18 protein-coding genes and 1 tRNA gene are annotated in these 21368 nt (G+C 65.7%); 7 read left to right on the top strand and 12 right to left on the bottom strand.

Annotation, left to right across the window (positions count from 1 at the left end):
* Positions 1-28 precede the first annotated feature (28 nt).
* Positions 29-104, top strand: a tRNA-Thr gene (locus tag IEV87_RS18715).
* Positions 105-400: 296 nt separating this feature from the next.
* Here the strand turns inward: IEV87_RS18715 and IEV87_RS18720 are convergent.
* Positions 401-1774, bottom strand: a complete 1374-nt coding sequence (locus tag IEV87_RS18720; protein ID WP_188479335.1) for an NAD-dependent succinate-semialdehyde dehydrogenase — start codon at positions 1772-1774, stop codon at positions 401-403.
* A gap of 87 nt (positions 1775-1861) precedes the next feature.
* Positions 1862-3481 carry an FAD/NAD(P)-binding protein gene (locus IEV87_RS18725; RefSeq protein WP_188479336.1) on the bottom strand — a complete coding sequence of 540 codons (1620 nt, stop codon included), beginning with the start codon at positions 3479-3481 and terminating at the stop codon, positions 1862-1864.
* A 201-nt stretch (positions 3482-3682) separates the two neighbouring features.
* On the opposite strand from IEV87_RS18725, the gene IEV87_RS18730 reads away from it, so the two are divergent.
* The 6 genes from IEV87_RS18730 (at position 3683) to IEV87_RS18755 (ending at position 9803) form a co-directional block, all read left to right on the top strand.
* A complete protein-coding gene (locus IEV87_RS18730) occupies positions 3683-4159 on the top strand; it encodes an MgtC/SapB family protein (protein ID WP_188479337.1) in 477 nt (158 codons plus the stop codon).
* A gap of 125 nt (positions 4160-4284) precedes the next feature.
* Complete coding sequence (gene coxB / locus IEV87_RS18735; protein ID WP_188479338.1) at positions 4285-5301, top strand: cytochrome c oxidase subunit II; 1017 nt, start codon at positions 4285-4287, stop codon at positions 5299-5301.
* Positions 5298-7859: a cytochrome c oxidase subunit I gene (ctaD, locus tag IEV87_RS18740; RefSeq protein ID WP_188479339.1), complete on the top strand. Its 2562-nt coding sequence runs from the start codon at positions 5298-5300 to the stop codon at positions 7857-7859. The genes coxB and ctaD overlap by 4 nt, the downstream gene beginning before the upstream one ends.
* Positions 7859-8260: a hypothetical protein gene (locus tag IEV87_RS18745; RefSeq protein WP_229737698.1), complete on the top strand. Its 402-nt coding sequence runs from the start codon at positions 7859-7861 to the stop codon at positions 8258-8260. The genes ctaD and IEV87_RS18745 overlap by 1 nt, the downstream gene beginning before the upstream one ends.
* On the top strand, positions 8257-8829 hold the full coding sequence (locus tag IEV87_RS18750) for a cytochrome c oxidase assembly protein (RefSeq protein ID WP_188479341.1): 573 nt from the start codon (positions 8257-8259) through the stop codon (positions 8827-8829). The genes IEV87_RS18745 and IEV87_RS18750 overlap by 4 nt, the downstream gene beginning before the upstream one ends.
* Positions 8826-9803 carry a c-type cytochrome gene (locus tag IEV87_RS18755; protein ID WP_188479342.1) on the top strand — a complete coding sequence of 326 codons (978 nt, stop codon included), beginning with the start codon at positions 8826-8828 and terminating at the stop codon, positions 9801-9803. Before IEV87_RS18750 ends, IEV87_RS18755 begins: the two co-directional genes overlap by 4 nt.
* Before the next feature lie 105 nt (positions 9804-9908).
* Here IEV87_RS18755 and IEV87_RS18760 read toward each other — a convergent pair whose 3' ends face one another.
* The 10 genes from IEV87_RS18760 to otsB all read right to left on the bottom strand — a co-directional run bounded on the left by IEV87_RS18760 (position 9909) and on the right by otsB (position 21362).
* A complete protein-coding gene (locus IEV87_RS18760; RefSeq protein WP_188479343.1) occupies positions 9909-10244 on the bottom strand; it encodes a hypothetical protein in 336 nt (111 codons plus the stop codon).
* Positions 10245-10312: 68 nt separating this feature from the next.
* A complete protein-coding gene (locus IEV87_RS18765) occupies positions 10313-12409 on the bottom strand; it encodes a pyrroloquinoline quinone-dependent dehydrogenase (protein ID WP_188479344.1) in 2097 nt (698 codons plus the stop codon).
* A 15-nt stretch (positions 12410-12424) separates the two neighbouring features.
* A complete protein-coding gene (locus IEV87_RS18770) occupies positions 12425-12802 on the bottom strand; it encodes a glucose dehydrogenase (protein WP_188479345.1) in 378 nt (125 codons plus the stop codon).
* Positions 12803-12920: 118 nt separating this feature from the next.
* Positions 12921-13514, bottom strand: a complete 594-nt coding sequence (locus IEV87_RS18775) for an exopolysaccharide biosynthesis protein (protein ID WP_188479346.1) — start codon at positions 13512-13514, stop codon at positions 12921-12923.
* A 17-nt stretch (positions 13515-13531) separates the two neighbouring features.
* Positions 13532-15721 (bottom strand): xanthine dehydrogenase family protein molybdopterin-binding subunit, encoded by a 2190-nt coding sequence (locus IEV87_RS18780; RefSeq protein WP_188479347.1) that lies wholly within the window; start codon positions 15719-15721, stop codon positions 13532-13534.
* The gene (locus tag IEV87_RS18785) at positions 15718-16689 is read right to left on the bottom strand and encodes an FAD binding domain-containing protein (protein ID WP_188479348.1); all 972 of its coding nucleotides are present in this window, start codon (positions 16687-16689) and stop codon (positions 15718-15720) included. Before IEV87_RS18785 ends, IEV87_RS18780 begins: the two co-directional genes overlap by 4 nt.
* A complete protein-coding gene (locus tag IEV87_RS18790) occupies positions 16686-17210 on the bottom strand; it encodes a 2Fe-2S iron-sulfur cluster-binding protein (protein ID WP_188479349.1) in 525 nt (174 codons plus the stop codon). The genes IEV87_RS18785 and IEV87_RS18790 overlap by 4 nt, the downstream gene beginning before the upstream one ends.
* Positions 17211-17317: 107 nt before the next feature.
* Positions 17318-18757: an alpha,alpha-trehalose-phosphate synthase (UDP-forming) gene (locus IEV87_RS18795; RefSeq protein ID WP_188479350.1), complete on the bottom strand. Its 1440-nt coding sequence runs from the start codon at positions 18755-18757 to the stop codon at positions 17318-17320.
* An 89-nt stretch (positions 18758-18846) separates the two neighbouring features.
* Positions 18847-20622: a glycoside hydrolase family 15 protein gene (locus tag IEV87_RS18800; RefSeq protein WP_188479351.1), complete on the bottom strand. Its 1776-nt coding sequence runs from the start codon at positions 20620-20622 to the stop codon at positions 18847-18849.
* Positions 20622-21362: a trehalose-phosphatase gene (gene otsB / locus IEV87_RS18805; RefSeq protein WP_188479352.1), complete on the bottom strand. Its 741-nt coding sequence runs from the start codon at positions 21360-21362 to the stop codon at positions 20622-20624. The genes IEV87_RS18800 and otsB overlap by 1 nt, the downstream gene beginning before the upstream one ends.
* Positions 21363-21368: the final 6 nt, after the last annotated feature.

The raw sequence follows: 21368 nt of genomic DNA on the forward strand, positions 1-21368 counted from the left end.
AGGGGTGCTATAGCCCCGCCTCACCGGGGCCGCTGTAGCTCAGCTGGTAGAGCACGTCATTCGTAATGATGGGGTCGGGGGTTCGAGTCCCTTCAGCGGCACCACGGTCAATCCGAACAGCGCCTCTTTCGCAAAGTTCCACGGGTGTTCCGCTGTGGAACTGTCCAGTAATTAAATTCTTTCCGCCGGACACGCGCGTGCGTGTGAAGGTTGGTCTTAAGGGAAAACTCAGGTCTTCATTTTGCAGGACCGGTCGCTGTTTCGACTGTGGGCCATGCCGTCCGCCAAGTGGCGAGCCCGCGGTGAAATATCTGACCTGAGAGCGGCCCGCAGACGGTGCTGCGCCTGACGCACCGGGCGGCGTAGCCGGGCGCGTCAGGCGTCACGAACCGTCGTCCGGTCACGCGATGTAGAGCGACTTCGCGTTCACGAACTCCTTCATGCCGAACCCGCCGTGCTCCCGGCCATAGCCGCTGTTCTTCACCCCGCCAAACGGCATGTTGGGAATCGCGAGGTTGTACTTGTTGATGCAGACCATCCCGGTATCGAAATGTCTGGCAGCAAGCTCGCGCGCCCTGGCCGTGTCCTTCGAAAAGATGCCGCCGCCAAGACCGTAACGGCTGTCGTTGGCGATCCGCATCGCGTCTTCGTCGTCCTTCGCCCGGATGACCGAAGCGACGGGCCCGAACAGTTCGTCGTCATAGGCCGGCTGGCCGGGCGCGACGTCGACGAGGACCGTCGCGGGATAGTAGGCCCCCTTGCGGTCCGGAACCTCCCCGCCGCAGAGGACGCGCGCTCCCTTGGCCACGCTGTCGCGAACCTGCTCTGCCAGGTCGTCGCGCAGGTCGGTCCGGGCCATCGGCCCCAGGCCGCTTTCCGCCTCGGAGGGGTTGACCATCTCCATCGCCGCCATCTTCTTCGTGAAACGGTCGACGAAGGTGTCGTAGTTCGCCTCTGTCACGACAAAGCGCTTGGCAGCCACGCAGGTCTGACCGTTATTGTAGAGCCGGCCGGCAACGCAGGTTTCGACGGCGAGGTCGATATCCGCATCGTCGAGAACGACATAGGCGTCGTTCGATCCCAGTTCGAGCACCGTTTTCTTCAGGTGCTTCGCCGCCTGCTGCGCGACCACACGGCCCGCGCTGTCGCTGCCGGTGATTGTGACGCCGCGGACAAGGTCATCGGCGATGACGCGGTCGGACTGGTCGTGATCGATCACCAGCACGGTGAACAGATCGTCGGGCAGTCCGGCGCGCGCCATGAGGTCCTGAAGAAACAGTCCGCTGCCGGTGCAGTTTGAGGCGTGTTTCAAGAGTACGCCGTTGCCAGCCATCAGGTTTGCGACGGCATAGCGGATCACCTGGTAGCAGGGAAAGTTCCAGGGCTGCATGCCATAGATCACGCCGAGCGGGGCATAGGTGATGACCCCCTTGCCATCGGGAATATCCCGCTCTTCGTCTGCCAGATCCTTCGGTCCCTGAGCGGCGGTGAAATCGCAGATGGCGGCGCAGAGCTCGATCTCCTGCCGGCTGTCGCCGATCAGCTTGCCGACCTCCCGTGTCATCAGCTGTGCGAAGTCTTCCTTGCTGTCGCGCAGCGCCTGACCGATGGCCCTGATCCGGTCCGCACGGTCGTCCAGCGACACCAGACGCCATGACTCGAATGCGTCGTGACAAGCGCGGATGGCGGTTTTCACCTCCTCGTCGGTCATGAGGTCATAGGTGTCGATGACATCCCCGGTTGCGGGATTGATCGTCTTGATGGCGCTGCTCATCGCGGGCTCCTGTTCATTGGCATTCCCGGGGCAACGTTTCGCCGGTCAATTGTTTCCCCGGCTTTCGCGAAAGTGAGCGGGGCCGCGTCAGGCGATCCGGGACAGGACACCTTCGGCCCATCTGCGTGAGGCGGCGCCAAAGCAGTCGTGCAGGCTGTCGGCGGCGATCACGCTGCCAAGAGCCAGCCGCCCCAGAAGACTGAGGCCGGGGGCGATCCGGCCCTCTCGCCCGATCAGGCGGCCGTCGGGTCCGGTGCGCGCGGCCAGACCCTCGGTTACGGTCATCCAGCCATCATCCAGAAGGCCGGAGATCAGCGGATCGGTCACCTGCATAGGATCGGGGGAGGGCAGGACGGCGTCTACCATCACCCCGGCGGTCATGTCGGTGCCATCCGCGCCAAGACGCCATCCCTCCGGAACGGTTGCGATGTCGGGATCGCGGGACAGGGCGGTCGACACCAGACCGAGGTCGATCAAGGCCAGCAGTTCCCGGCACGCGTCGACCGGGGGGCCGTAGGAATAGCGTTTCAGACCCTCGTCGAACCCCACGATCAGCGCTGCGGTGTCAGGAGGCGTCCGGGCGGGATTGTAGCCCTGACGCAGCGGGTTCTGCCACTTTCGCCAGACCTGTCCGACCACGTATCCGATGGTGGGAGGTCGGCTGCCCTCGGCCATGGCGATACCGTTTCGAAGACACGCCACGGCGCTGTCGCGGGTCTGGGTGCCCGGATCAGACCACTCCGTCGCCAGCCAGTCCGCTATGGCTTGCCGCGGGAACGACTCTCCCTGACCGGCGAGGATGCGTTCCACCGGCGCAATCAGCGCGTCCGTGATGAGGGACTTCGCCGTGCCGGGCGTATCGAGGGATGCCGCCGCGATCGCATCGCGAAAGGCTGCGGTCTCCTCGTCCGCCGGGTCGAAACCGGCGTCGACCCCGGCGGTTTCGGGTTTGGGATAAGGCGGCTGGCCGTCGAGCGAAAACGGCAGGATGCAGCGTGGTTCGCGGCCCGACGGCTGATACCCGCCGTCGGTAAACCGTCCGCCCAGCCCCTGTGTCAGAACGCGGATCACGTCGAAGGAGGACAGGGCAAAGCCGCGCACGGCGACCGTCTTCCCGCCCCAGCTCTTCGCGCGGTCAAGAAGGTCCCGCGCCGGATAGGCCTGTGCCAAAGCGCCGTCGCTCTCCGCCGCGTGATCCTGCCAGCCGCTCAGCTGTTCATCCGGCCTGGTCGAAGGCTGGCCGGGCACAAGAAGAACCTCCGCATAGGGCCCGTGCCGCTTTGTCCCCGCCTGAAGGTGCCAGCCATCGGGCCCGGGGATCAGCTGTTCGACCCTTTCGGCAAATCGGGTCACGGTCACTGCGGAACCGGAGGTCAGCGCGTCGAGCCGGTATTGCAGGTATGCGCCAAGACGCGGACGCGGGGGGAAGGTGTTCCGGCCGATCGGCGGCGACAGCCAGTCGGACAGCGGCACGGTCCCCAGCATCTCCGGCGCGCGCAGGTCGATGTCGCGCATGGGAATGTTCAGACGGCAGAGATCGCTTTCATCGGGGTCGAAGTTGGGACCTGCGCCGGGCGACGGGTGCGGATCGAAGACGTCGGCAGACAGCGGGAAACCGCGGCCCATGGCAAGGGCCGCAAGCGCCTCCAGCGCGCCGAGCCCTCGCGGGCCAAGCCCGACGACCGCAATCCGGGGACTGTCCTGCACGATCTTGAAAGCCGTTTCGTTGTCGATACCGCGCTATCACTTAGCGCGCCGTGCCGCCTGCGCCAACGCTTTGACCGGGATGGGCCCATGGCAGCGGTGCCGAACACCGGTGCAGCGCGGAACCATGCGGGTGCTGCAACGGTTTACCAATAACCCGCGCGCGTCCGCGCGATACCGACCATCGACGGATTTGCGTTAGACATGGACGACTACCTGACCCTTCTGTCCAACGAATTCTCCGGCCACAGCACGCTTCCGTGGCCAATCGTATCGGTCCGCATTCTGGGGGCGCTGGTGCTTTCGGCCGTGATCGGGCTGGAAAGGGAGCGCAACGATCATGCGGCCGGCCTGCGGACCCATATGCTCGTCGGCCTTGCAGCGTCCTGCTACTGTCTCCTGGCGCTCGACCTCGTGGGGCGCGACTTCGGCGATGACGTCCGGCTTGATCCGATCCGCATGATCGAGGCGGTCACCGGCGGCGTCGCCTTCCTGGCCGCCGGCCTGATCGTATTCACGCGCGGGGAGGTAAAGGGCCTTACCACCGGGGCAAGCCTCTGGCTCGCGGCGGCGATCGGTACGGCCGCGGGGCTGGGCGTCTGGTCGATTGCGGCGCTGGCGACCTTGTTGTCCCTTTTCGTGGTCAAAGTCCTGAAATCGTTCGAAAGCCGGGTGAAATAGCCACGCCGGGAAACGGCAGGCGGGGTAAGGGCTTCATCGCGCGGACCCCACGGCGCCTCGCTCGACGATTTTGCGGTTTTTGCCGTTCGAATGGAACTCCCGCAGCGTGCTCACGTTACCGTGTCATGGCCGTGAAGAATTTCGGGCAGGGCACGCGTTGCCGTCCGTCGCGACGACACATTGGCACTTTGGTCTCGCTTCTCTCGGTCGCGGGTTGCGGCCTGCATCAGTCCGCCCTCAACCCTGCCGGCCGCGACGCCACTTCCATTTCTACGCTGTTCTGGGTGATGCTCGCAGGGGCGGTTGTGCTGTGGCTGCTGGTCAACGGTGCCTTCTTCTACATGTCCCGTGTCAGGCCCGGCCAGTTCGATCAGCGGTACGCGCGACACATCCTGATCGGCGGCGGCATCGTGTTGCCGGTGGTCGTGCTGACCACGCTGCTGGTCTGGGGCCTGTCGATCCTGCCCGACCCGCGCCGCCCGGGTGACGGGCTGGTCGTGCGGATCACCGGCGAACAGTGGTGGTGGCGGGTGGAATACTGGCCAGAAGGGGCGGAAGACCCGATCCTTTCGGCAAACGAACTCCGTCTTCCCGCCGGGGAGAGGACGGAGATCCGTCTGACCTCTGCCAGGGTGATCCACTCCTTCTGGGTGCCCGCGCTCGGCGGCAAGATGGACATGTTCCCGGGCCGCGAGACGATGATCAGCCTCGCGCCGGAAAAGCCGGGCAGCTACCGGGGGCAATGCGCGGAATTCTGCGGGGCAAGCCACGCGTGGATGGCCTTTTCCGCCGTGGTGATGGATCCGGGTGCCTTTGACACATGGCTGGCGGCAGAGGCCGCCGACGCCACGCCGCCGCAGGACGAGGCTGCGGTGCGCGGAGCAGACCTGTTCCTGTCGGAAGGCTGCGGTGCCTGCCACACCATAAGGGGAACTGACGCCGCCGGCCTGGTCGGTCCGGACCTGACCCATGTCGGCAGTCGCCAAACGATCGGAGCCGGTCGGTTGCCGGCCACGCTCGATGACATCCGCCTCTGGCTGGACCATACCGAGGCCCTCAAACCCGAGGTGAAGATGCCGACCTACGATCTGTCGCCAACTGAACTTGATGACCTCGCGCAGTATCTGGAGGGGCTGAAATGACGCATCCGTCCGGCTTGCCCGAACCCGAGGGCCCCTATCCGCCGACCGATGAGATGCTGGCCGAACCGGTCCCCCGGGACGTGCAGGAGGCGCAGGCGCGGCGGTTGCGGGCGGCGTGGGAGACCCCGAAAGGCTGGCGCTACATCACGGCGGTCAACAACACCGAGGTCGGCAAGTGGTACTGCCTGACCGCGCTGGTCTTCATGCTGCTGGCCGGGGTCATGGCGCTTATCATCCGGCTGCAACTGGCGGTGCCGGAAAACGACTTCGTCTCCGCCGACCGGTTCAACCAGCTTTTCACCATGCACGGATCGGCGATGATGTTCCTCTTCGCCGTGCCCATGTTCGAGGCGGTGTCGATCCTTCTGCTGCCCGGAATGCTGGGCGCGCGGGACATGCCGTTTCCGCGGCTGTCCGCCTTTGGATACTGGTGCTTCCTGATCGGCGGGATTTTTGTCATCGGGTCGATCTTCTTCGATGCCGCCCCCCGCGCCGGTTGGTTCATGTATCCGCCGCTCGCGACCGAGGACGAGGGACCGGGATCGGACATCTGGCTATTGGGGCTGTCGTTCATCGAGGTCGCGTCGATCGCGGCGGCGGTCGAACTGATCGTCGGCACGCTGAAATGCCGGCCGCCGGGGATGCGGGTGAACCTCATGCCGCTCTACGCCTGGTACGTGCTGGTTGTGGGCGGAATGATCCTGTTCGCCTTTCCGCCGCTGATCGCCGGGGATTTCCTCTTCGAACTGGAGCGCAGTTTCGACTGGCCCTTCTTCGACCCGACCCGGGGCGGGGATCCGATGCTGTGGCAGCATCTGTTCTGGATTTTCGGCCATCCGGAGGTCTACATCATTTTCCTGCCCTCCATTGCCATCGCCGCCATGGTGATCCCGACCGTCGCGCGCCGTCCGATCTACGGCTATTCGTGGATCGTCCTGTCGGCGGTCGGCACCGGGTTCCTCAGCTTCGGGCTCTGGGTCCACCACATGTTCACGACCGGTTTGCCGTCGATTTCTCTCGGCTTCTTCTCGGCGGCGTCCGAGGCGGTGGTGATCCCGACCGGCATCCAGATCTTTGCCTTCCTGGCCACGTTGATGGCCGGCCGGGTGAAGATGACCCTGCCGATGCTGTGGATTTCCGGCGCACTTGCGATCTTCACCATGGGCGGGCTGACCGGCGTGATGCTGGCGCTCGCGCCCTTCGATTTTCAGGCACACGACACCTATTTCATCGTGGCGCACCTGCATTACACGCTGTTCGGCGGCATGGTCTTTCCGGTGATCGCCGGGGTCTATTACTTCTTTCCCTTCATCCAGAAGCGGATGATGTCCGAACGTCTGGGCAAATGGGCCTTCTGGCTGACCTTCAGCGGGTTCAACCTGTGTTTCCTGCCGATGCACCTCACCGGGCTCTGGGGAATGCCGCGCCGGGTCTACACCTATCCGACGGGGCTGGGCTGGGACTGGCTGAACCTGATCTCGACAGTCGGGGCCTTTATCATCGCCGCCGGGTTCGCCGCCTTCGTCTGGGACCTGATCCGGCCCAAACATCGCCAGTCGCAAATCCCGCGTAACCCGTGGGAGGCCGGGACGCTGGAATGGACCCATGACGTGCCAGAGGAATCCTGGGGCGTCCGGTCCATTCCGCATGTCACGACGCGCTATCCGCTATGGGACCAGCCGGACATGCAGGCGCGCATCGACGCCGGGCGCTACTACCTGCCCGACGCCAAGGAAGGCAAACGCGAGACGTTGGTAACCTCGGTCATCGACGCCGAACCCGTACAGGTCCAGCGCGTGACAGGGCCGACATGGATCACGCTCTGGGCGGCGTTCTTCACCGGGGGCGCCTTCATCTTTCCGACCTTCCACTGGTATCCGCCCGCGATCGTCAGCGGGGCGCTGGCGATCTGCTGCATCATCTGGTGGCTCTGGACCGCGACCGCGCAGGTGCCCGAGGCGGACAGCAAGGACGCGGGCCTGGGGCTGCGCCTGCCGACCTATGCGGCGGGGCCGGCGTCGGTCGGATGGTGGGCGATGTGGATCACGATGCTCGGGGATGCGACGGCCTTCGCGTCGCTGGTCTTCGGCTTTTTCTTCTACTGGACCGCCTCGCCTGATTTCCCGCCAGAGGGGGCCCTGCATCCCGATGCCGGCCTCGTCGCGCTGGCGGCGCTCGGGTTCGCCGTCACCTGGTCGTCGACCGTGGGCGCGCGCTGGCTGAACCGCCGCGGTCAGGTCGGCGCGGCCCGGGCCGGCTTGATACTGGCACCGCTGGCGGCGGCGGGCGCGGCGGCGGCGCTGGTCGGATCGGTGATGCACCTCGACCCCGAAAGCCACGTCTACCCGGCAATCCTCTGGGCGCTGGCAATCTGGGTCGCGGTGCATTCCGGCGCCGGGATCATCATGCAACTCTACTGTCTGGCAGGATCGCTCTTCGGCAAGCTGACCCCGCGCTATGACGCGGATATCTGGAACGTCTCGCTGTTCTGGCACTTCGTGACGATCTCCGCGCTCGTCACCTGTGCCGTGGTGGGCCTGATGCCGGGGGCGCTGTGATGGCAGAGCGTCAGCCGACACGGGACGAGGACAAGCGCGAATTCGCGGAGGAACAGGCGAGCCTGTTCCGCATCACGCTTGCGCCCCTGGTCTGGGCGATACATTTCGTTGTCTGCTACGGGCTGGTGGCCGTGACCTGCGCGAAAGAGTGGGACATCGTCGCGGTCCGGACCGGGCTGCTGATCTTCAGCGCATGCGCATTGGCCGGGATCGGCTGGGTCGGGTTCGCCGCCTGGAAACAGTGGAACGTCGCGGAGACGGGGGATTTCGTGAACCGCGGCGGGCGGGCGGAGGACCGGCACCATTTCCTCGGTCACGCGGCCTTCCTGCTTTCGGTGATTTCCGTTGTCGGGGTGGTCTTCGTATCCCTGCCGCTGATCATGATCGGAGGGTGCCAGTGAAGCCCGTACGCCTCCTTCCGGGTCTTGGCCTGCTGGCGCTTGTCTGGCTGACGCCGCTGGACCGGATGTTGCCGGAATTCGCCGCGCACATGCTGCGGCACATGACCCTGGTGGCCCTGGCCGCGCCGCTGATCGTGCTGGGCCTGCCCGTATTGTCAGAGCGTCTGGCCATTGCCCCGCTCGCCGCCGCGCTGGTCGAATTCATCGTGGTCTGGGGATGGCACCTGCCAGCGGCCCATGCACTCGGTCGGCTCGACAATGTAGGGCTGGTGGCGGAACAGGCCAGTTTTCTGATTGTCGGGCTGATGGTCTGGGCCGGGTGCCTGCGCCGCGACCAGCCGCTTGCGGGGGCAGGGGGGCTGCTGCTGACCTCGATGCACATGACGCTTCTCGGCGCATTGCTGGTTCTGGCCCCGCGCGACATCTATGCCGATCTCTGCGGCACCGCGCCGGACCTCTCGGGGCAACAGGTCGGCGGCATGCTGATGCTGGCCATCGGCACGCCGGTCTACCTCATCGCCGGGTTGTGGCTGACCGGCCAGGCGCTGAAGGAAAGGGGGCTGGCATGAGACGACTCCTTCTCACCATGGCAGTGCTCGGCGGGCTTGGCCTGGCCGGGGCGGGGGCCGTGGTGGGACTTGGCCTGTACAACGTGTCGGCACAGGTCGGGCACCTGCCGGGGGTCTCCTGGGTCCTGCACACGACCTTCCGCAATTCCGTCCGGCTGCGCGCGCCGTCGATGGAGGACGCGCCCGACCTGTCCGATTCTGACCTGATCGCACTTGGTGCGGGTCACTACGCCACCGCCTGCGCGATGTGTCATGGCACGCCTGCCACGCCCCGCAGCGCGACGGCGCAGGCGATGGTTCCGGAACCTCCGGCAATCGCCGAGGCCGTGGAACACTGGCAGCCGAACGAACTGCACTGGATTGTCGAAAACGGCGTGAAGATGACAGGCATGCCCGCCTGGCCCGCCACGGGGCGGGGAGACGAGGTCTGGGCCGTGGTGGCCTGGCTTTTGGCGGTCCAGCAGAACAGGGCGCCGGTGCCGCCCGTTGATACAAGTGGCGCGGATTATTGCCGGACGTGCCATGAAAGCCCCGGTGGCCCGGTTCCACGCCTCGACATCCTGGCCCCGGCCTACATCGCTGCGCAGTTGGAGCTGTACCGGACCGGCAGCCGCCCGAGCGGGATCATGGCGCAGGCGGCCAGCGTCGTCCCGCGCGAAAGCTTCGCCGATCTGGCGGCGGAGCTGGGCGCGAAAGCCGCGGACGTCGCGCCCGACCTGCCACTGACGGGCGAGGGCGCCGAACTGGCCAGCCGCGGCACACGAAAGGTTCCGGCATGCCTGTCATGCCATGGCGACGACCGCAGCAAGGGGCCACGGCTGGCTGGCCAGCCTTCTCCCTATCTGGCGACACAACTGAGGCTGTGGCGGGATGGCACCTACACGCACGATCGCCTGATGGTCGCTGCGGCCCGCGACCTGAGCGATGCCGATATCGAGGCCCTCAGCCGGTATTTCGGAGCGCAGGGGGAGTGACCGGCGGTGCGGAAGTGCACGCTTCGTCACAAACTTGAAATGGATCAGATACCGATCGGTATATCGACGACGGCGAACCTGTCAGGGCTGATCGTGCCCGCGCCGCTACGGCAGGAATGCCGCCACGCCAGTGCCGATCGCGATCAGGACGCCAACCGCCACCGCAACCACCCAGACTCCTCGGCTCGCCCTCACCCTCTCCGCGGGAGTCTGTTTGTCCGCGGCTGGCGTGTCACGCGGCAGTTCCGCCGTCGCAGCCCGCCTCACCTCATCCGGGCCTGGCGGGTGCCCGGCGGCCTCGTCATCCGTGCCGAGCGGCGCCGCAGAGGGATCCGAGAAGGCGACCTTGTCGCCCGCCCCGCCGCGGTCGATCTGTTCCCGTAACTGATCCGCGTTGTCGACGGAGCCGGCCTCGCCGCTCGTTCTGGTTGGTGTCGCCATGGCAGGAGCTCCTTTTTACCCATTGGCGGGCGACCGGAGAGGCGGTCGCCCGATGCAGCAATCCCTGTTCAGTCTTCCGGCAGGGCCCATGCGATGACCTCGTCCCCGACGGGCGTTTCCATGAAATGGTGCCCCATGGCCGAGACCATCACATATTGCCGCCCGTCGACCTCGTAGGTGATCGGGTTCGCCTGACCACCCGCCGGCAGGACGGTCGACCAGAGCGTCTCTCCCGTCTCGATGTCGATGGCGCGGAACAGGTTGTCGGTGGCGGCTGCTATGAACACCAGTCCCCCCGCCGTCACCACCGAACCGCCGTTATTGGGCGTACCGATGTCGAAGGGCAGGAAGGAGGGAATGCCGAACGGTCCGTTGCGCCGCGCGGTCCCGATCGGACGGTCCCAGAGGGTTTCGCCCGTGGCGAGGTCGATGGCCCGGATGCCACCATAGGGCGGGCGGGTGCAGGGCACGCCGGTCACGTCATTGCGCCAGCCCGCGTTGACGCTGATCCCGTAGGGCGCGCCTTCCTGCGGGTCCGCGGCACCTTCCGCGTTGCTGCCGGAGTCCTCGCCCGCGCCCTTCTTGTGGATCGGCTGCGACGTCACCTCGTCGCGCGGCACCAGCCGGTTGTAGTTGGGAACGTCGTTGTAGTTGGCGATCAGGATGCCCCTCTCGGTATCCACCGCGACAGAGCCCCAGTCGGAACCACCGTTGTAGCCCGGGTACTGAATCCACGGCTTGTCGGACGACGGGGGCGTGTAGAAGCCGTCGTAATTGGCGCGATGGAACTGGATCCGACACCACAACTGGTCGATCGGGGTAAAGCCCCACATGTCCTTTTCGGTCAGGTCGTCCTTGCGCAGCGTATGCCATTCGCTGACAGGCTGCGTGTCAGAGACAAAGTCCGGCTCGATCTCGCCCTTCGGCAGATCGCTCAGCTCGCCGACAGGCGTCAGCGGTTCGCCGGTTGCCCGGTCGAGGATATAGATGTCCCCCTGTTTCGAGGGCAGCAGGATCGCCGGCGTGCCCTGATAGTCGAGAAGCGTGGCCTGCGACCCGAGATCATAGTCCCATACGTCGCGACGGACCGTCTGGAAATGCCAGACCTCCTCACCCGTTGTCGCATCGAGCGCGACGAGAGAGGTGGCGTATTCGTTTTCGGCCTCGCTCCGGTTGGATCCGTAGTAGTCGACGGATGAATTGCCCATGGGCAGGTAGACGTAGCCGAGCTCCTCATCCGCCGTGGCGGTCGTCCACATGTTGGGTGTGCCGCGGGTATAGACCTCGCCCTCGGGCGGACCATTGCGGTTCTGCTCCGGTGCGGCGAGATCCCAGGCCCAAGCGAGTTCGCCGGTCAGCGCGTCGTAGCCGCGCACCACGCCCGATGGGGCATCCTCGGCCTGCCCGTCCTTAACCTGCGCGCCGGTCACCACGATACCGCGCACGATGGCCGGCGGTGCAGTCACGGCGTACCAGCCCGGCACCCGTTCGCCGACATCCTGCCAGAGATCGACCGTTCCGTTCTCACCGAAGTCCTCGCAGGGCGCGCCGGTCTCCAGATCCACGGCCACCAGCTTCGCGTCCAGCGTTCCCTGGATCACGCGGGTCGCACAGGCGTCGCCCTCGGCTGCCTGCGGGTTGGTGTAGACCGACACACCGCGACAGGTGGCGCCATATGGGATTGCCTCGTTCGGCACGCCGGGGTTGAACCGCCAGTTCTCTTCTCCGGTCGCGGCGTCGACAGAGATCAGGATGTTCATGGCCGAACACATCAGCAGGTCGTCCCCGATCTTGAGCGGCGTGACCTCGGGCGAATACTTGCCCTCGGCCGTGCCTTCGGGAAGGTCGCCGGTGTGGAAAGTGAAAACCTGTTCAAGCCGGGCGACGTTGTCACGGGTGATCTGGTCCAGCGGCGAATAGCGTGTGGCATCGGCATCGCCGCCCCAGTAGGGCCAGTCGCTGCCGACCTCGCGCACGATCTGGGCCACGTCTTCGGACGGCGGCGCGGAGTCAGTTTCAGCCTGGGCCGCGCTCTCGGAAACTGCGTCGGACTGCGGGGCCTCTGCGGGCGGATTCTGCGGCGTGTCGGTTCCGGTTTGCTGGGCGTGCAGGGGGAAGGTTCCGGCCATAAGCAAGGCAGCGGCGAAGGGGGAAATACGTGTCATGGCAGCCTCTCGGGATCAGATCTTGGACGGATGGCGGCGCAGGGCGGGAATGCAGAGCAGCACGAGAACGAGGATCAGCGTCGGCGCCACGAGACGGGGCACCTGGGCCCACCAGTCGGCGCCGACTTCCCACCACGCCCAGGCGAGGGTGCCGAGCCAGACGATCAGATAGGCCCAGATGGCCTCGATCATGTAGCGGTTCAGGAGGATACCGGTCACCAGCAGACCCAGTCCTGCCAGACCGTAATACCAGCTGCCGCCAAGGGCGATGAGCCAGACGCCTCCGATGAAGATGACTGCCCCGAGCAGGACATTCACCCAGCCCAGGATCTTTACGCCCCAGATCGTGGAATGCGTGGTTGCGTGGTTCGGGGGTGCGGTGGTGTCGGACATGTGACCTCCTGTCAGCGTGGTGAGGTGCGAAAGAGCGTCGGAGCTCCTTGAGTCTTCAACGGACGGGTAACGGGATCGTTCCTGAAAAACGGGTCTGGCAACGCGCGTCGCCGCCGAATTATCCGAATTCGATGACGTATATCGCGACCGGTACCACCAGCAGCAGACACAGCGAAACGCAGGCGAGCACGCCATCCCGCGTCAGAAGGCTCGCCGCGAACAGTGCGATGACCGCCGAGGCGAGAGAACCCGACATCGGCACCACCTCCATGAACGGCATGAACAGCGTCAGCCCTGCGATCAGGATCATCGGCAGCCACAGCCACGGTCGGTGGAACAGGAACGTCAGTCTCGGCTTCAGCAGTTTTTCTACCCACTCCACCGGCCCCCGTATCCACCGGACGCCACCTTCGACCTTTTTCGCATCCAGTGGCTTGCGGGTGATGAAACCGGGCAGCCAGACGGAGTCACGACCCGCCATCATCTGCACGATCAGCAACAGGACGAGCATGGCAACGGCTGCGGTGACGCCCGGGATCGCGCTTGCCGGAGATGTGGAGATCAGTGAGAAGATGAGCATGATCGACGCGAAGGATGCCCGCCCGAGATGATCGACGATATCGCCGATCGTCACCTTCTGTCGGTTCAGGGAATTCTGAAGCGCGTCGAGCACGTCGCTCAGGGCATGGCTCTGGCTGGCTGTCCGGGGCATGTCGTCCGGCCTTCCTTTCAGTCGGGCAGTGTGGCGATCACTCGGTCCGGCGTCGCGGGCAGGTCCCGCACCCGGGCCCCGGACGCGTTGTAGACGGCGTTCAGGATGGCTGCGCCCGCTCCGCAGATGCCAAGTTCGCCAATGCCCTTGGCCTGCATCGGACCGGCCCAGTCATCGCGTTCCTCGACGAACAGCACGTCAAGGGGCGGCACATCCGCGTTCACCGGCAGGTGGTAGCCCGCGAGGTCGCGGTTCACCGCATGCCCGTCGCGCCGGTCATGGGTCAGCTCTTCGGTCAGCGCCATCCCAATGCCCCAAATCATGCCGCCATGGCACTGCGAACGCGCAGTTCGGGGGTTGAGGATTCGTCCAGCCGCGAAACTGCCGAGCATCCGGCGCACCCGCACCTCGCCGGTCACGCCGTTCACCGCCACCTCGGCGAAATGCGCGCCGAACGTCGCCTGGCGCACCTTTTCCGAGGCGTCGCCGGGTTGGACATGGCCATGGCCGTCGATCGGACCATCGCACAGAAGCTCTTCGAGCGGCACCCGACGGTTGGAAAAGATCGCCAGCCCGTCCTTCAGAGTTAGCTCCGTCTCGTCACAACCGAGCCGTTCGGCAAGCTGCCTGCGGATTTCCATCCCCGCGAGCCAGACCGCCGTGCCGGTCGAAGCCGCGCCGAACGACCCGCCAGAACCGGAACCCGGCGGGTAGTCCGTGTCGCCCAGTTCGACGCTCACCCTGTCCGGCGACAGGCCCAGCAATTCACCCGCGATCTGTCCGAAGATGGCATAGCTGCCGGTGCCGATGTCGGTCATGTCCGACCGGACCACCGCGCCGTCCTGCCTCAGGCTGATGCGGGCCTCGGCCTCGATCACCATGTTGACGCGGAAGGCGGCGGCCATGCCTGTGCCGATCCACCATTCGCCCTCTTTTCGCTGACGCGGTGCGGCAGTGCGGGCGGACCATCCAAAGGCCTCCGCGCCCTGTGTCAGGGCCTCTTTCAACCGATGCGAGGAGAAGGGCTTGCCGCTCTCGGGGTCCTTTTCCGGGATGTTGCGCAGCCGCAGCTCCACGGGGTCGATACCGGCCTTGTCGGCCAGTTCATCCATCGCCAGTTCAAAAGCCGTCACGCCGACGGATTCCCCCGGCGCCCGGACGGACCCCGACGCGGGACGATGAATACGCGCGATCTGCACCCCCAGTTTCCGGTTGGCGGCGGCATAAGCGAAATGGCTGCCCTGAACGACGGGTTCGGAAAAGCGTTCCTCCGGCAGGTTGGAGACAAGCGCGTCGTGACCGAGACCGGTGAGACGCCCGTCGGCATCCGCGGCAAGGCGGATGTGCTGGCGGGTTTCGGACCGGCGCGTGTTCACTTCGAACACATTGCGCCGGTGCTGGACCACTCGGACCGGCTGGCCAAGCTCCATCGCCGCCAGCGCCGCGGCAACACAGTCTGCCGAAATCCCCAGTTTGGAGCCGAAGCCACCACCGACGAACGGCGCCATGATCCGCACCTTCTCGGGCGGCAGGCCGATACTGTCCGCCAGTTCGTTGCGGTTGAACTTCAGCATCTGCAGCGACCCGCGCAGGGTCAGCGTATCGCCATCCCACTGCGCCGTGGCGGCGTGCGGTTCCATCGCGGCGGAACTCATAGAGGGGGTCGTGTAAATTGCATCGACCGTGACGGCCGCCTCCGCCATTGCCGCATCCAGATCGCCCATTGCACTCTGCTTGTCGTCCGGGACTTCGGGGTCGACAGCCGACGGGTCGGTCGGCGCGTCTTTAGTTTGGATGACCACGTCGAGGACCTGCGCGGCGTGCCGCGCCTGTTCAAAGCTCTCGGCGACAACAAGGGCGATTGGCTGGCCCACATAGTCGGCGGCATCAGCCCCCTGTACCGGGGCTTCGTCCGCCATACCCTGCGCGGCGTTCCGGATAAGCCGGTCGTCACGCAAGACAGCCCGGACACCGGGCATGGCACGCACGTCAGACAGGTTCGGGCAGGTCACCGCGCCGATACCGGGCGCGCGCACGAGGACTCCGTGCAGCAGGTCGCCGACGGTCTCTTCGGCCGCGTAGGTCGCGGAACCGGCCACCTTCGCCCAGCCATCGGGGCGGTCCGTCTCTGTGCCCAGAACCCCCTGCGCAAGGTCGTCGGGGCGGTGGCTGGGGTCGGGATTGTCGATCTTCAGGTCGAGGGTCATTCGGTCATCTCCTCTAGCGTGGCCGATAGCAGGCGCGTCACGAGGGTCAGTTTGAATTCCAGTCCGGGGTGCACCGCGGCATGGCGCATCAGCACATCGGCGGCCTTGGCGAAAAGCGCGGCGGAGGGTCGTTCGCCCTTCAGCAGCGTCTCCATCTCGGGATCCCGCCAGGGACGGGTCCCGATCCCGCCGAATGCGAGGGTGGCATCGGCGATGCGCCCATCCTCCATGCGCACGATCGCGGCGATGGAGACAAGCGCGAAGGCATAGGAAGCCCGGTCGCGCACCTTGCGGTACTGCTGGCGTCCCTCCAGGGGGGCGGGAAGTGTGACCCCGGTGATGAGATCGCCGGGGGCCAGCGTCGTCTCGATATCGGGGCGGTCGCCAGGCAGCCGGTAGAAATCGTCCAGCGCCACCTCGCGCCGGGTTCCGTCTTCGCCTTCGACCTCGACCATCGCATCAAGCGCCCGCATCGCCACCGCCATGTCCGAGGGGTGCAGGGCGACACAGTGCTCGGATGTGCCGAGGATCGCATGATTGCGCAGTTCACCCCCGATTGCCGCGCAGCCCTCGCCTGGGGTGCGCTTGTTGCAGGCGGTACCCGTATCGTAGAAATACGGGCACCTCGTGCGTTGCAGCAGATTGCCGCCGGTGGTCGCCTTGTTGCGCAGCTGTCCCGATGCGCCGGCCAGCAGCGCGCGGGACAGGACCGGATAGTCCCTGCGGATACGCATGTCCGCCGCAAGGTCGGAGTTCGTGACGGTTGCGCCGATGTGCAGGCCTCCGTCTTTTTCAGTGATCCTGTTCAGCCCGAGACGGGAGATGTCCACGACACGCTCCGGTGCCATGACCTCCAGCTTCATGAGGTCGAGCAGGTTGGTGCCCCCGGCCAGGATCGTCGCCCCGGCGCGGCTGGCGGTCCGTGCCGCCGCCGTGTCTTCGGCCCGCTGGTAATCGAACGGTCTCATTCCGCAGCCTCCGCATAGTCGGTGCTCTCTTCGGCAATTTCGAGAATGGCGGCGTTGATCCCGGGATAGCAGGAGCAGCGGCAGATATTGCCGCTCATCCGCTCCGCCAGTTCGTCGCGGGTCAGGGTTGCCGGCCCCTCCAGCGTCTCGCTGACATGGCTGGGCCAGCCTGCCTCGACCTCCCGCAGGACCGCGGTGGCGGAACAGAGCTGGCCGGGCGTGCAATATCCGCACTGCATCCCGTCATTTCGGACGAACGCGGTCTGGAGGGGGGATTTCCCATCCTCGGAAAGCCCCTCGACCGTGGTGATGTCATCCCCGTCATGCGCCACCGCGAGGCTGAGGCAGGCGTTGATCCGCCGACCGTCCACCAGAACGGTGCAGGCACCGCATTGACCGTGGTCGCAGCCTTTCTTGCTTCCCGTCAGGTGAAGATGATCGCGCAGGGCATCAAGCAGCGTCACGCGCGGGTCGAGGTCGAGCGTGTGCGGCCGGCCATTGACTGTCAGAGTGGTTTTCATGGGCAATCCTTTCCGGGGTCAGAAGGGCAACGACTGAGCGCGGCCCCTGTTCCTGTCGCGTCTCGCCTGTTTTTTGGGACAGCGGGCGACCCGCCGCGCCTTTCCGCTCACCGGCTGATGAAAGAGACTTCGGGGTCCTTCGCCGAAGCGCTGCGATCCTGCCTCTTCTGCAAACGGTCCAGGAGTGTGGGGACCGACAGCGTTCCCGCGCAGGCATCCAGCGCGGCGAGGTATTGCGTCGTCCAGGTCCCGACATCCGTCGCTTCGACCGCCGCCATGCAGGCGCGATGGCGTTCGCGGCGTTCGTGCAGCGGCATGTTCAGCGCCCGGTCGATTGCCTGGGCGATATCGCCGACATCGTAGGGATTGATGAGCAGGGCATCGGTCATGTCCTCTGCCGCACCGGCAAAGCGCGAAAGGATCAGAACCCCGGGGTCGTCCGGGTCCTGCGCCACGACGAATTCCTTCGCGACGAGGTTCATGCCGTCGGCAAGCGAGGTCACCATGCAGGCCCGCGCACCGCGATAGACCCCTGCCAGCCGGTTCCGGGCAATCGGTCGATGGATGTACCGGATCGGGGTCCAATCAAGCTCCGCATGCTGGCCATTGATACGCCCCGAAAGTTCCTCGAGCTCCTCTGTGATCTGGCGGTAGGCTTCGACCACCTCCCGCGAAGGCGGGGCGACCTGCACCAGACAGGGGCGTCGCGTACCGGCATAGCGCTGCAGGTATTCGCCGAATGCACGGAACCGGTGCGGCAGGCCCTTGGTGTAATCCAGCCGGTCGACGCCGATGATGTATTCCTGCGGACGCTCTCCGCCGAACGGATCGCTGTCCGACGTCTCGGCAAGCGACCGGAAGGCGTCGACCGCAATGCCGATCGGGAAGGATTTCACCCGTACCAGACGGTCCCCGAACTTGACCGATCCGTCCTGAAAGAACTCCGCCCGCGGGTCGGAACGGAACATTTCAAGGCAGCGCGCGGTATCGGCGCGGGTCTGCAGGCCGAGCAGGTCGAAGCTGGCCAGCCACAATGCAAATGCCGGCGGATCGGGCAGGATGGATAGGTCGGCCAGCGCGGGGAAGGGGATGTGAAGGAACAGGCCGATCTTGTTGTCCAGCCCCAGGTCCCGCAGGTCACTCGCGAGGGGAAGAAGGTGGTAGTCGTGGACCCATATCTGGTCCTCCGGCTCCGCAACGGTCGCGATCATTTCCGCCAGCCGGCGATTGGTCGCGACATAGCCCTCCGCATAGTCCGGCCTCAGCTGAACGAGATCGCTGCGCCGGTGGCAGAGCGGCCAGAGAACCGAGTTGGAAAAGCCGAGATAGTAGCTGTCGTATTCCGCGCGGCTCAGCCGGAACGCGAGCCTCTGGTAGGGCTCGCTGCCAATCTCGAACAACCCCTCTTCGGGTCCGTCGTCGGGATGGGCGCCGATCCAGATGCCGCCCCGTTCCCTGAGACTGTCGTGAAGGGCGACCGCCAGTCCGCCAGCTGAGGCTCCCTCGGTTGGTATCCGGTTGGATACGACGATGAGCCTGCCCGGCATTGCCCTGTGACCCCCTTCAGTGCGCGATCGAAACTAACATCAGGACAACAATGTTGAGGTACGATCGTTCCATGCTGCGGGCACCTTTTCTAAAGTTCCGCCTCCCATGACCGGGACAGCCGCATCGCCCCGTTGATGATGCCGACCATCGAATAGGTCTGCGGAAAATTGCCCCATCCGATGCCGGTGTCAAAGGCCGTGTCCTCTGACATCAGGCCCAAGCCGTTGCGCGCGTTCAGCAATTCGCCGAACAGCTCCCGCGCCTCGTCTTTCCGTCCGATCCGGGCGAGCGCGTCGACCCGCCAGAAGGCGCAGACATTGAACCCGACCTCGGGCACGCCGAAATCATCGGCCTCTTCGTAGCGCAGCATGAACGCACCGCGCCCAAGCGATCGGGACAGGGCGTCGACGGTCAGCTTGAACCGGTCGTCCGAGGCGGGCAGGAAATTGACCTCTCCCATAAGCAACACGCTCGCATCCAGCGTTTCCCCGCCGAAGCTTTCGACAAAGGCCTGCCGTTTGTCGGACCACGCCTCGCTGAGGATCCTGGCCTTGATGGTATCCGCGCGGTCGCGCCAGAACCGCGCCCGGTCGGGGATCGCCAGACAGCCTGCGATCTTGGCAAGCCGGTCGCAGGCCGCCCAGCACATCAGCGAGGATGAGGTATGGATGCGCGACCGGGTGCGCAGTTCCCAGATCCCCGCGTCGGGTTCGGTGTGCAGCGCCCAGGCCTGTTCGCCGAGCGGCTCCAGCATCTCGAACGCATGCGGACCGATATTCATGCGCAGTCGTCTGTCGAAGAAGGCCGGGGCGGCACCGAGGATGACATTGCCGTAGGTGTCGTGCTGGAAATGCTCATGTGCCTGGTTGCCGACACGGACCGGTCCCATGCCCATGAAGCCCGACAGGTGGTCTGCCTGCCATTCGGTCAGCCGCCTTTCCAGACCGATGCCAAGCACCGGCTGGATATGTCCACCCTTGGCGTCGGAGACGACGTTCATCAGCCAGTGGAAGTAGTTCTCGAGCGTCCGGGTCGCGGCGAGGGAATTCAGGGCGCGGACGGTGAAGAAAGCGTCACGGACCCAGCAGAACCGGTAATCCCAGTTCCGGCCGCTGTGTGGCGCTTCGGGCAGGGAGGTCGTCATTGCGGCAACGATGGCGCCCGTCTGTTCGTAGTTGCAGAGCTTCAGCGCGATGGCCGCCCGGATCACGGCGTCCTGCCATTCAAAGGGGACCGCAAGCCGTTGCGACCATCCCTCCCAGTACGCGCGGGTTTCGGCAAAGAACCTGTCCCCGGTCGCGCCGGGGGCGTCCGAAAGCGTTTCGTCCGGTCCGAGGATGAAAGTGTAGGGCCGGTCCAGATGGATCAGCTGTTCACTCTGCACATGGTCCAGCGGGGCGTCGGAGGTCAGGCGCAGCACCTCGTTTTCTCCGACGAAACGCAGGTGGTTCGATCCGGTGGTGACGAAGGGCTTGCGCGCACCGTATTCGAAGCGGGGCCGCACCTTGATGCGGATGCGGGGCCAGCCCTCGAGCGGTCGGATCTGCCGGACGAACATGCGCGGGCGAAACCGCCGGCCGAAGGCTTCGAACCGCGGGCAGAAGTCCGTGATCTCCACCGCGCCTCCGCTGCCCCTCAGGACTGTCCGCAGGATGGCGGTATTGGGCAGGTAGCTCTGCGACGCCTCGTGCAGCTCCTCCATCTCGATCTTGAAGGCCCCGTCGTCCGGATGGTCTGGCCCCGACCCGAGCAGGGCATGAAACACCGGATCGCCGTCGAAGCGGGGCAGGCAGAACCAGTTCAGGCTGCCGTGCGGATCGATCAGCCCCGCGACGGAGCAGTTGCCGACAAGTCCGAGATCCATCAGCAATCCTCCAGCGTTTCCGCCAGCCAGCGGGTCATGTCGGCGCGGGTGTCGAACCTGTAGTTGGCGGTGGTCTGACCGGCACCGATCTTGATGCCGATCCCGCCGACCGACCGGGCCGCCCTGAACATGTCTTCGTCCGTCGTGTCGTCGCCAATCGCGACAGGGGTGCGGCGCGCGAACCGGGGATGGTTGCTCAGCTGTATCAAAGCGGTCCCCTTGCTGTACTCCTTTGATGCCAGTTCGCTCACCATTTTGCCGTGCACGGGCTTCAGCCCGGGGTGGCCGGCGGCAAGGCTGTCGATCCTGGCCGTGACCTCGTCCGCCATCGCGGGCTGCGCGCGATAATGGACCGCGATCGCCGCGGCTTTCCTTTCGATCAGCAGACCATTGGCGTCGGCAAAGGGCTTCAGGACATTGAACGCGGCTTCGATGCCGACCCCGGCGCCGGGCACCAGCGTCGGGTCGCCATTGATGTCGATCTGCGCCCCGTGACTGCCGCTCAGGATCACGGGCAGGCCGTCGAGATGCGGGCGCAGGTTCTCCAGATCGCGCCCCGACAGGATCGCAACACCCCCTGAGCATCGCTCGGTCAGCGCCTGCAGAAGTGTCCGCTCACGTGTGCCGAGGCGTACGTCTTCAGGGCGCGGCGCCAGATCGACCAGCGTTCCGTCGAAGTCCAGATAGGCTGCACTCGCGGACCAGTCGACGCGGGGCGGGGCGGATCGGTCATGCGGCATGGTAGG

Origin of the sequence: Primorskyibacter flagellatus (assembly GCF_014638275.1) — a bacterium.
In the GTDB taxonomy this organism is placed as follows: domain Bacteria; phylum Pseudomonadota; class Alphaproteobacteria; order Rhodobacterales; family Rhodobacteraceae; genus Pseudooceanicola; species Pseudooceanicola flagellatus_A.

Bases quoted from the DNA above. Each gene is read 5' to 3' on its own strand.
- IEV87_RS18790 (WP_188479349.1), bottom strand. From the start codon at position 17,210: ATGAAAACCACTCTGACAGTCAATGGCCGGCCGCACACGCTCGACCTC.
- IEV87_RS18760 (WP_188479343.1), bottom strand. From the start codon at position 10,244: ATGGCGACACCAACCAGAACGAGCGGCGAGGCCGGCTCCGTCGACAAC.
- IEV87_RS18720 (WP_188479335.1), bottom strand. From the start codon at position 1,774: ATGAGCAGCGCCATCAAGACGATCAATCCCGCAACCGGGGATGTCATC.
- IEV87_RS18795 (WP_188479350.1), bottom strand. From the start codon at position 18,757: ATGCCGGGCAGGCTCATCGTCGTATCCAACCGGATACCAACCGAGGGA.
- IEV87_RS18785 (WP_188479348.1), bottom strand. From the start codon at position 16,689: ATGAGACCGTTCGATTACCAGCGGGCCGAAGACACGGCGGCGGCACGG.
- IEV87_RS18745 (WP_229737698.1), top strand. From the start codon at position 7,859: ATGGCAGAGCGTCAGCCGACACGGGACGAGGACAAGCGCGAATTCGCG.
- IEV87_RS18775 (WP_188479346.1), bottom strand. From the start codon at position 13,514: ATGCCCCGGACAGCCAGCCAGAGCCATGCCCTGAGCGACGTGCTCGAC.
- IEV87_RS18800 (WP_188479351.1), bottom strand. From the start codon at position 20,622: ATGGATCTCGGACTTGTCGGCAACTGCTCCGTCGCGGGGCTGATCGAT.
- IEV87_RS18770 (WP_188479345.1), bottom strand. From the start codon at position 12,802: ATGTCCGACACCACCGCACCCCCGAACCACGCAACCACGCATTCCACG.
- IEV87_RS18780 (WP_188479347.1), bottom strand. From the start codon at position 15,721: ATGACCCTCGACCTGAAGATCGACAATCCCGACCCCAGCCACCGCCCC.
- otsB (WP_188479352.1), bottom strand. From the start codon at position 21,362: ATGCCGCATGACCGATCCGCCCCGCCCCGCGTCGACTGGTCCGCGAGT.
- coxB (WP_188479338.1), top strand. From the start codon at position 4,285: ATGGCCGTGAAGAATTTCGGGCAGGGCACGCGTTGCCGTCCGTCGCGA.
- IEV87_RS18755 (WP_188479342.1), top strand. From the start codon at position 8,826: ATGAGACGACTCCTTCTCACCATGGCAGTGCTCGGCGGGCTTGGCCTG.
- IEV87_RS18730 (WP_188479337.1), top strand. From the start codon at position 3,683: ATGGACGACTACCTGACCCTTCTGTCCAACGAATTCTCCGGCCACAGC.
- ctaD (WP_188479339.1), top strand. From the start codon at position 5,298: ATGACGCATCCGTCCGGCTTGCCCGAACCCGAGGGCCCCTATCCGCCG.
- IEV87_RS18765 (WP_188479344.1), bottom strand. From the start codon at position 12,409: ATGACACGTATTTCCCCCTTCGCCGCTGCCTTGCTTATGGCCGGAACC.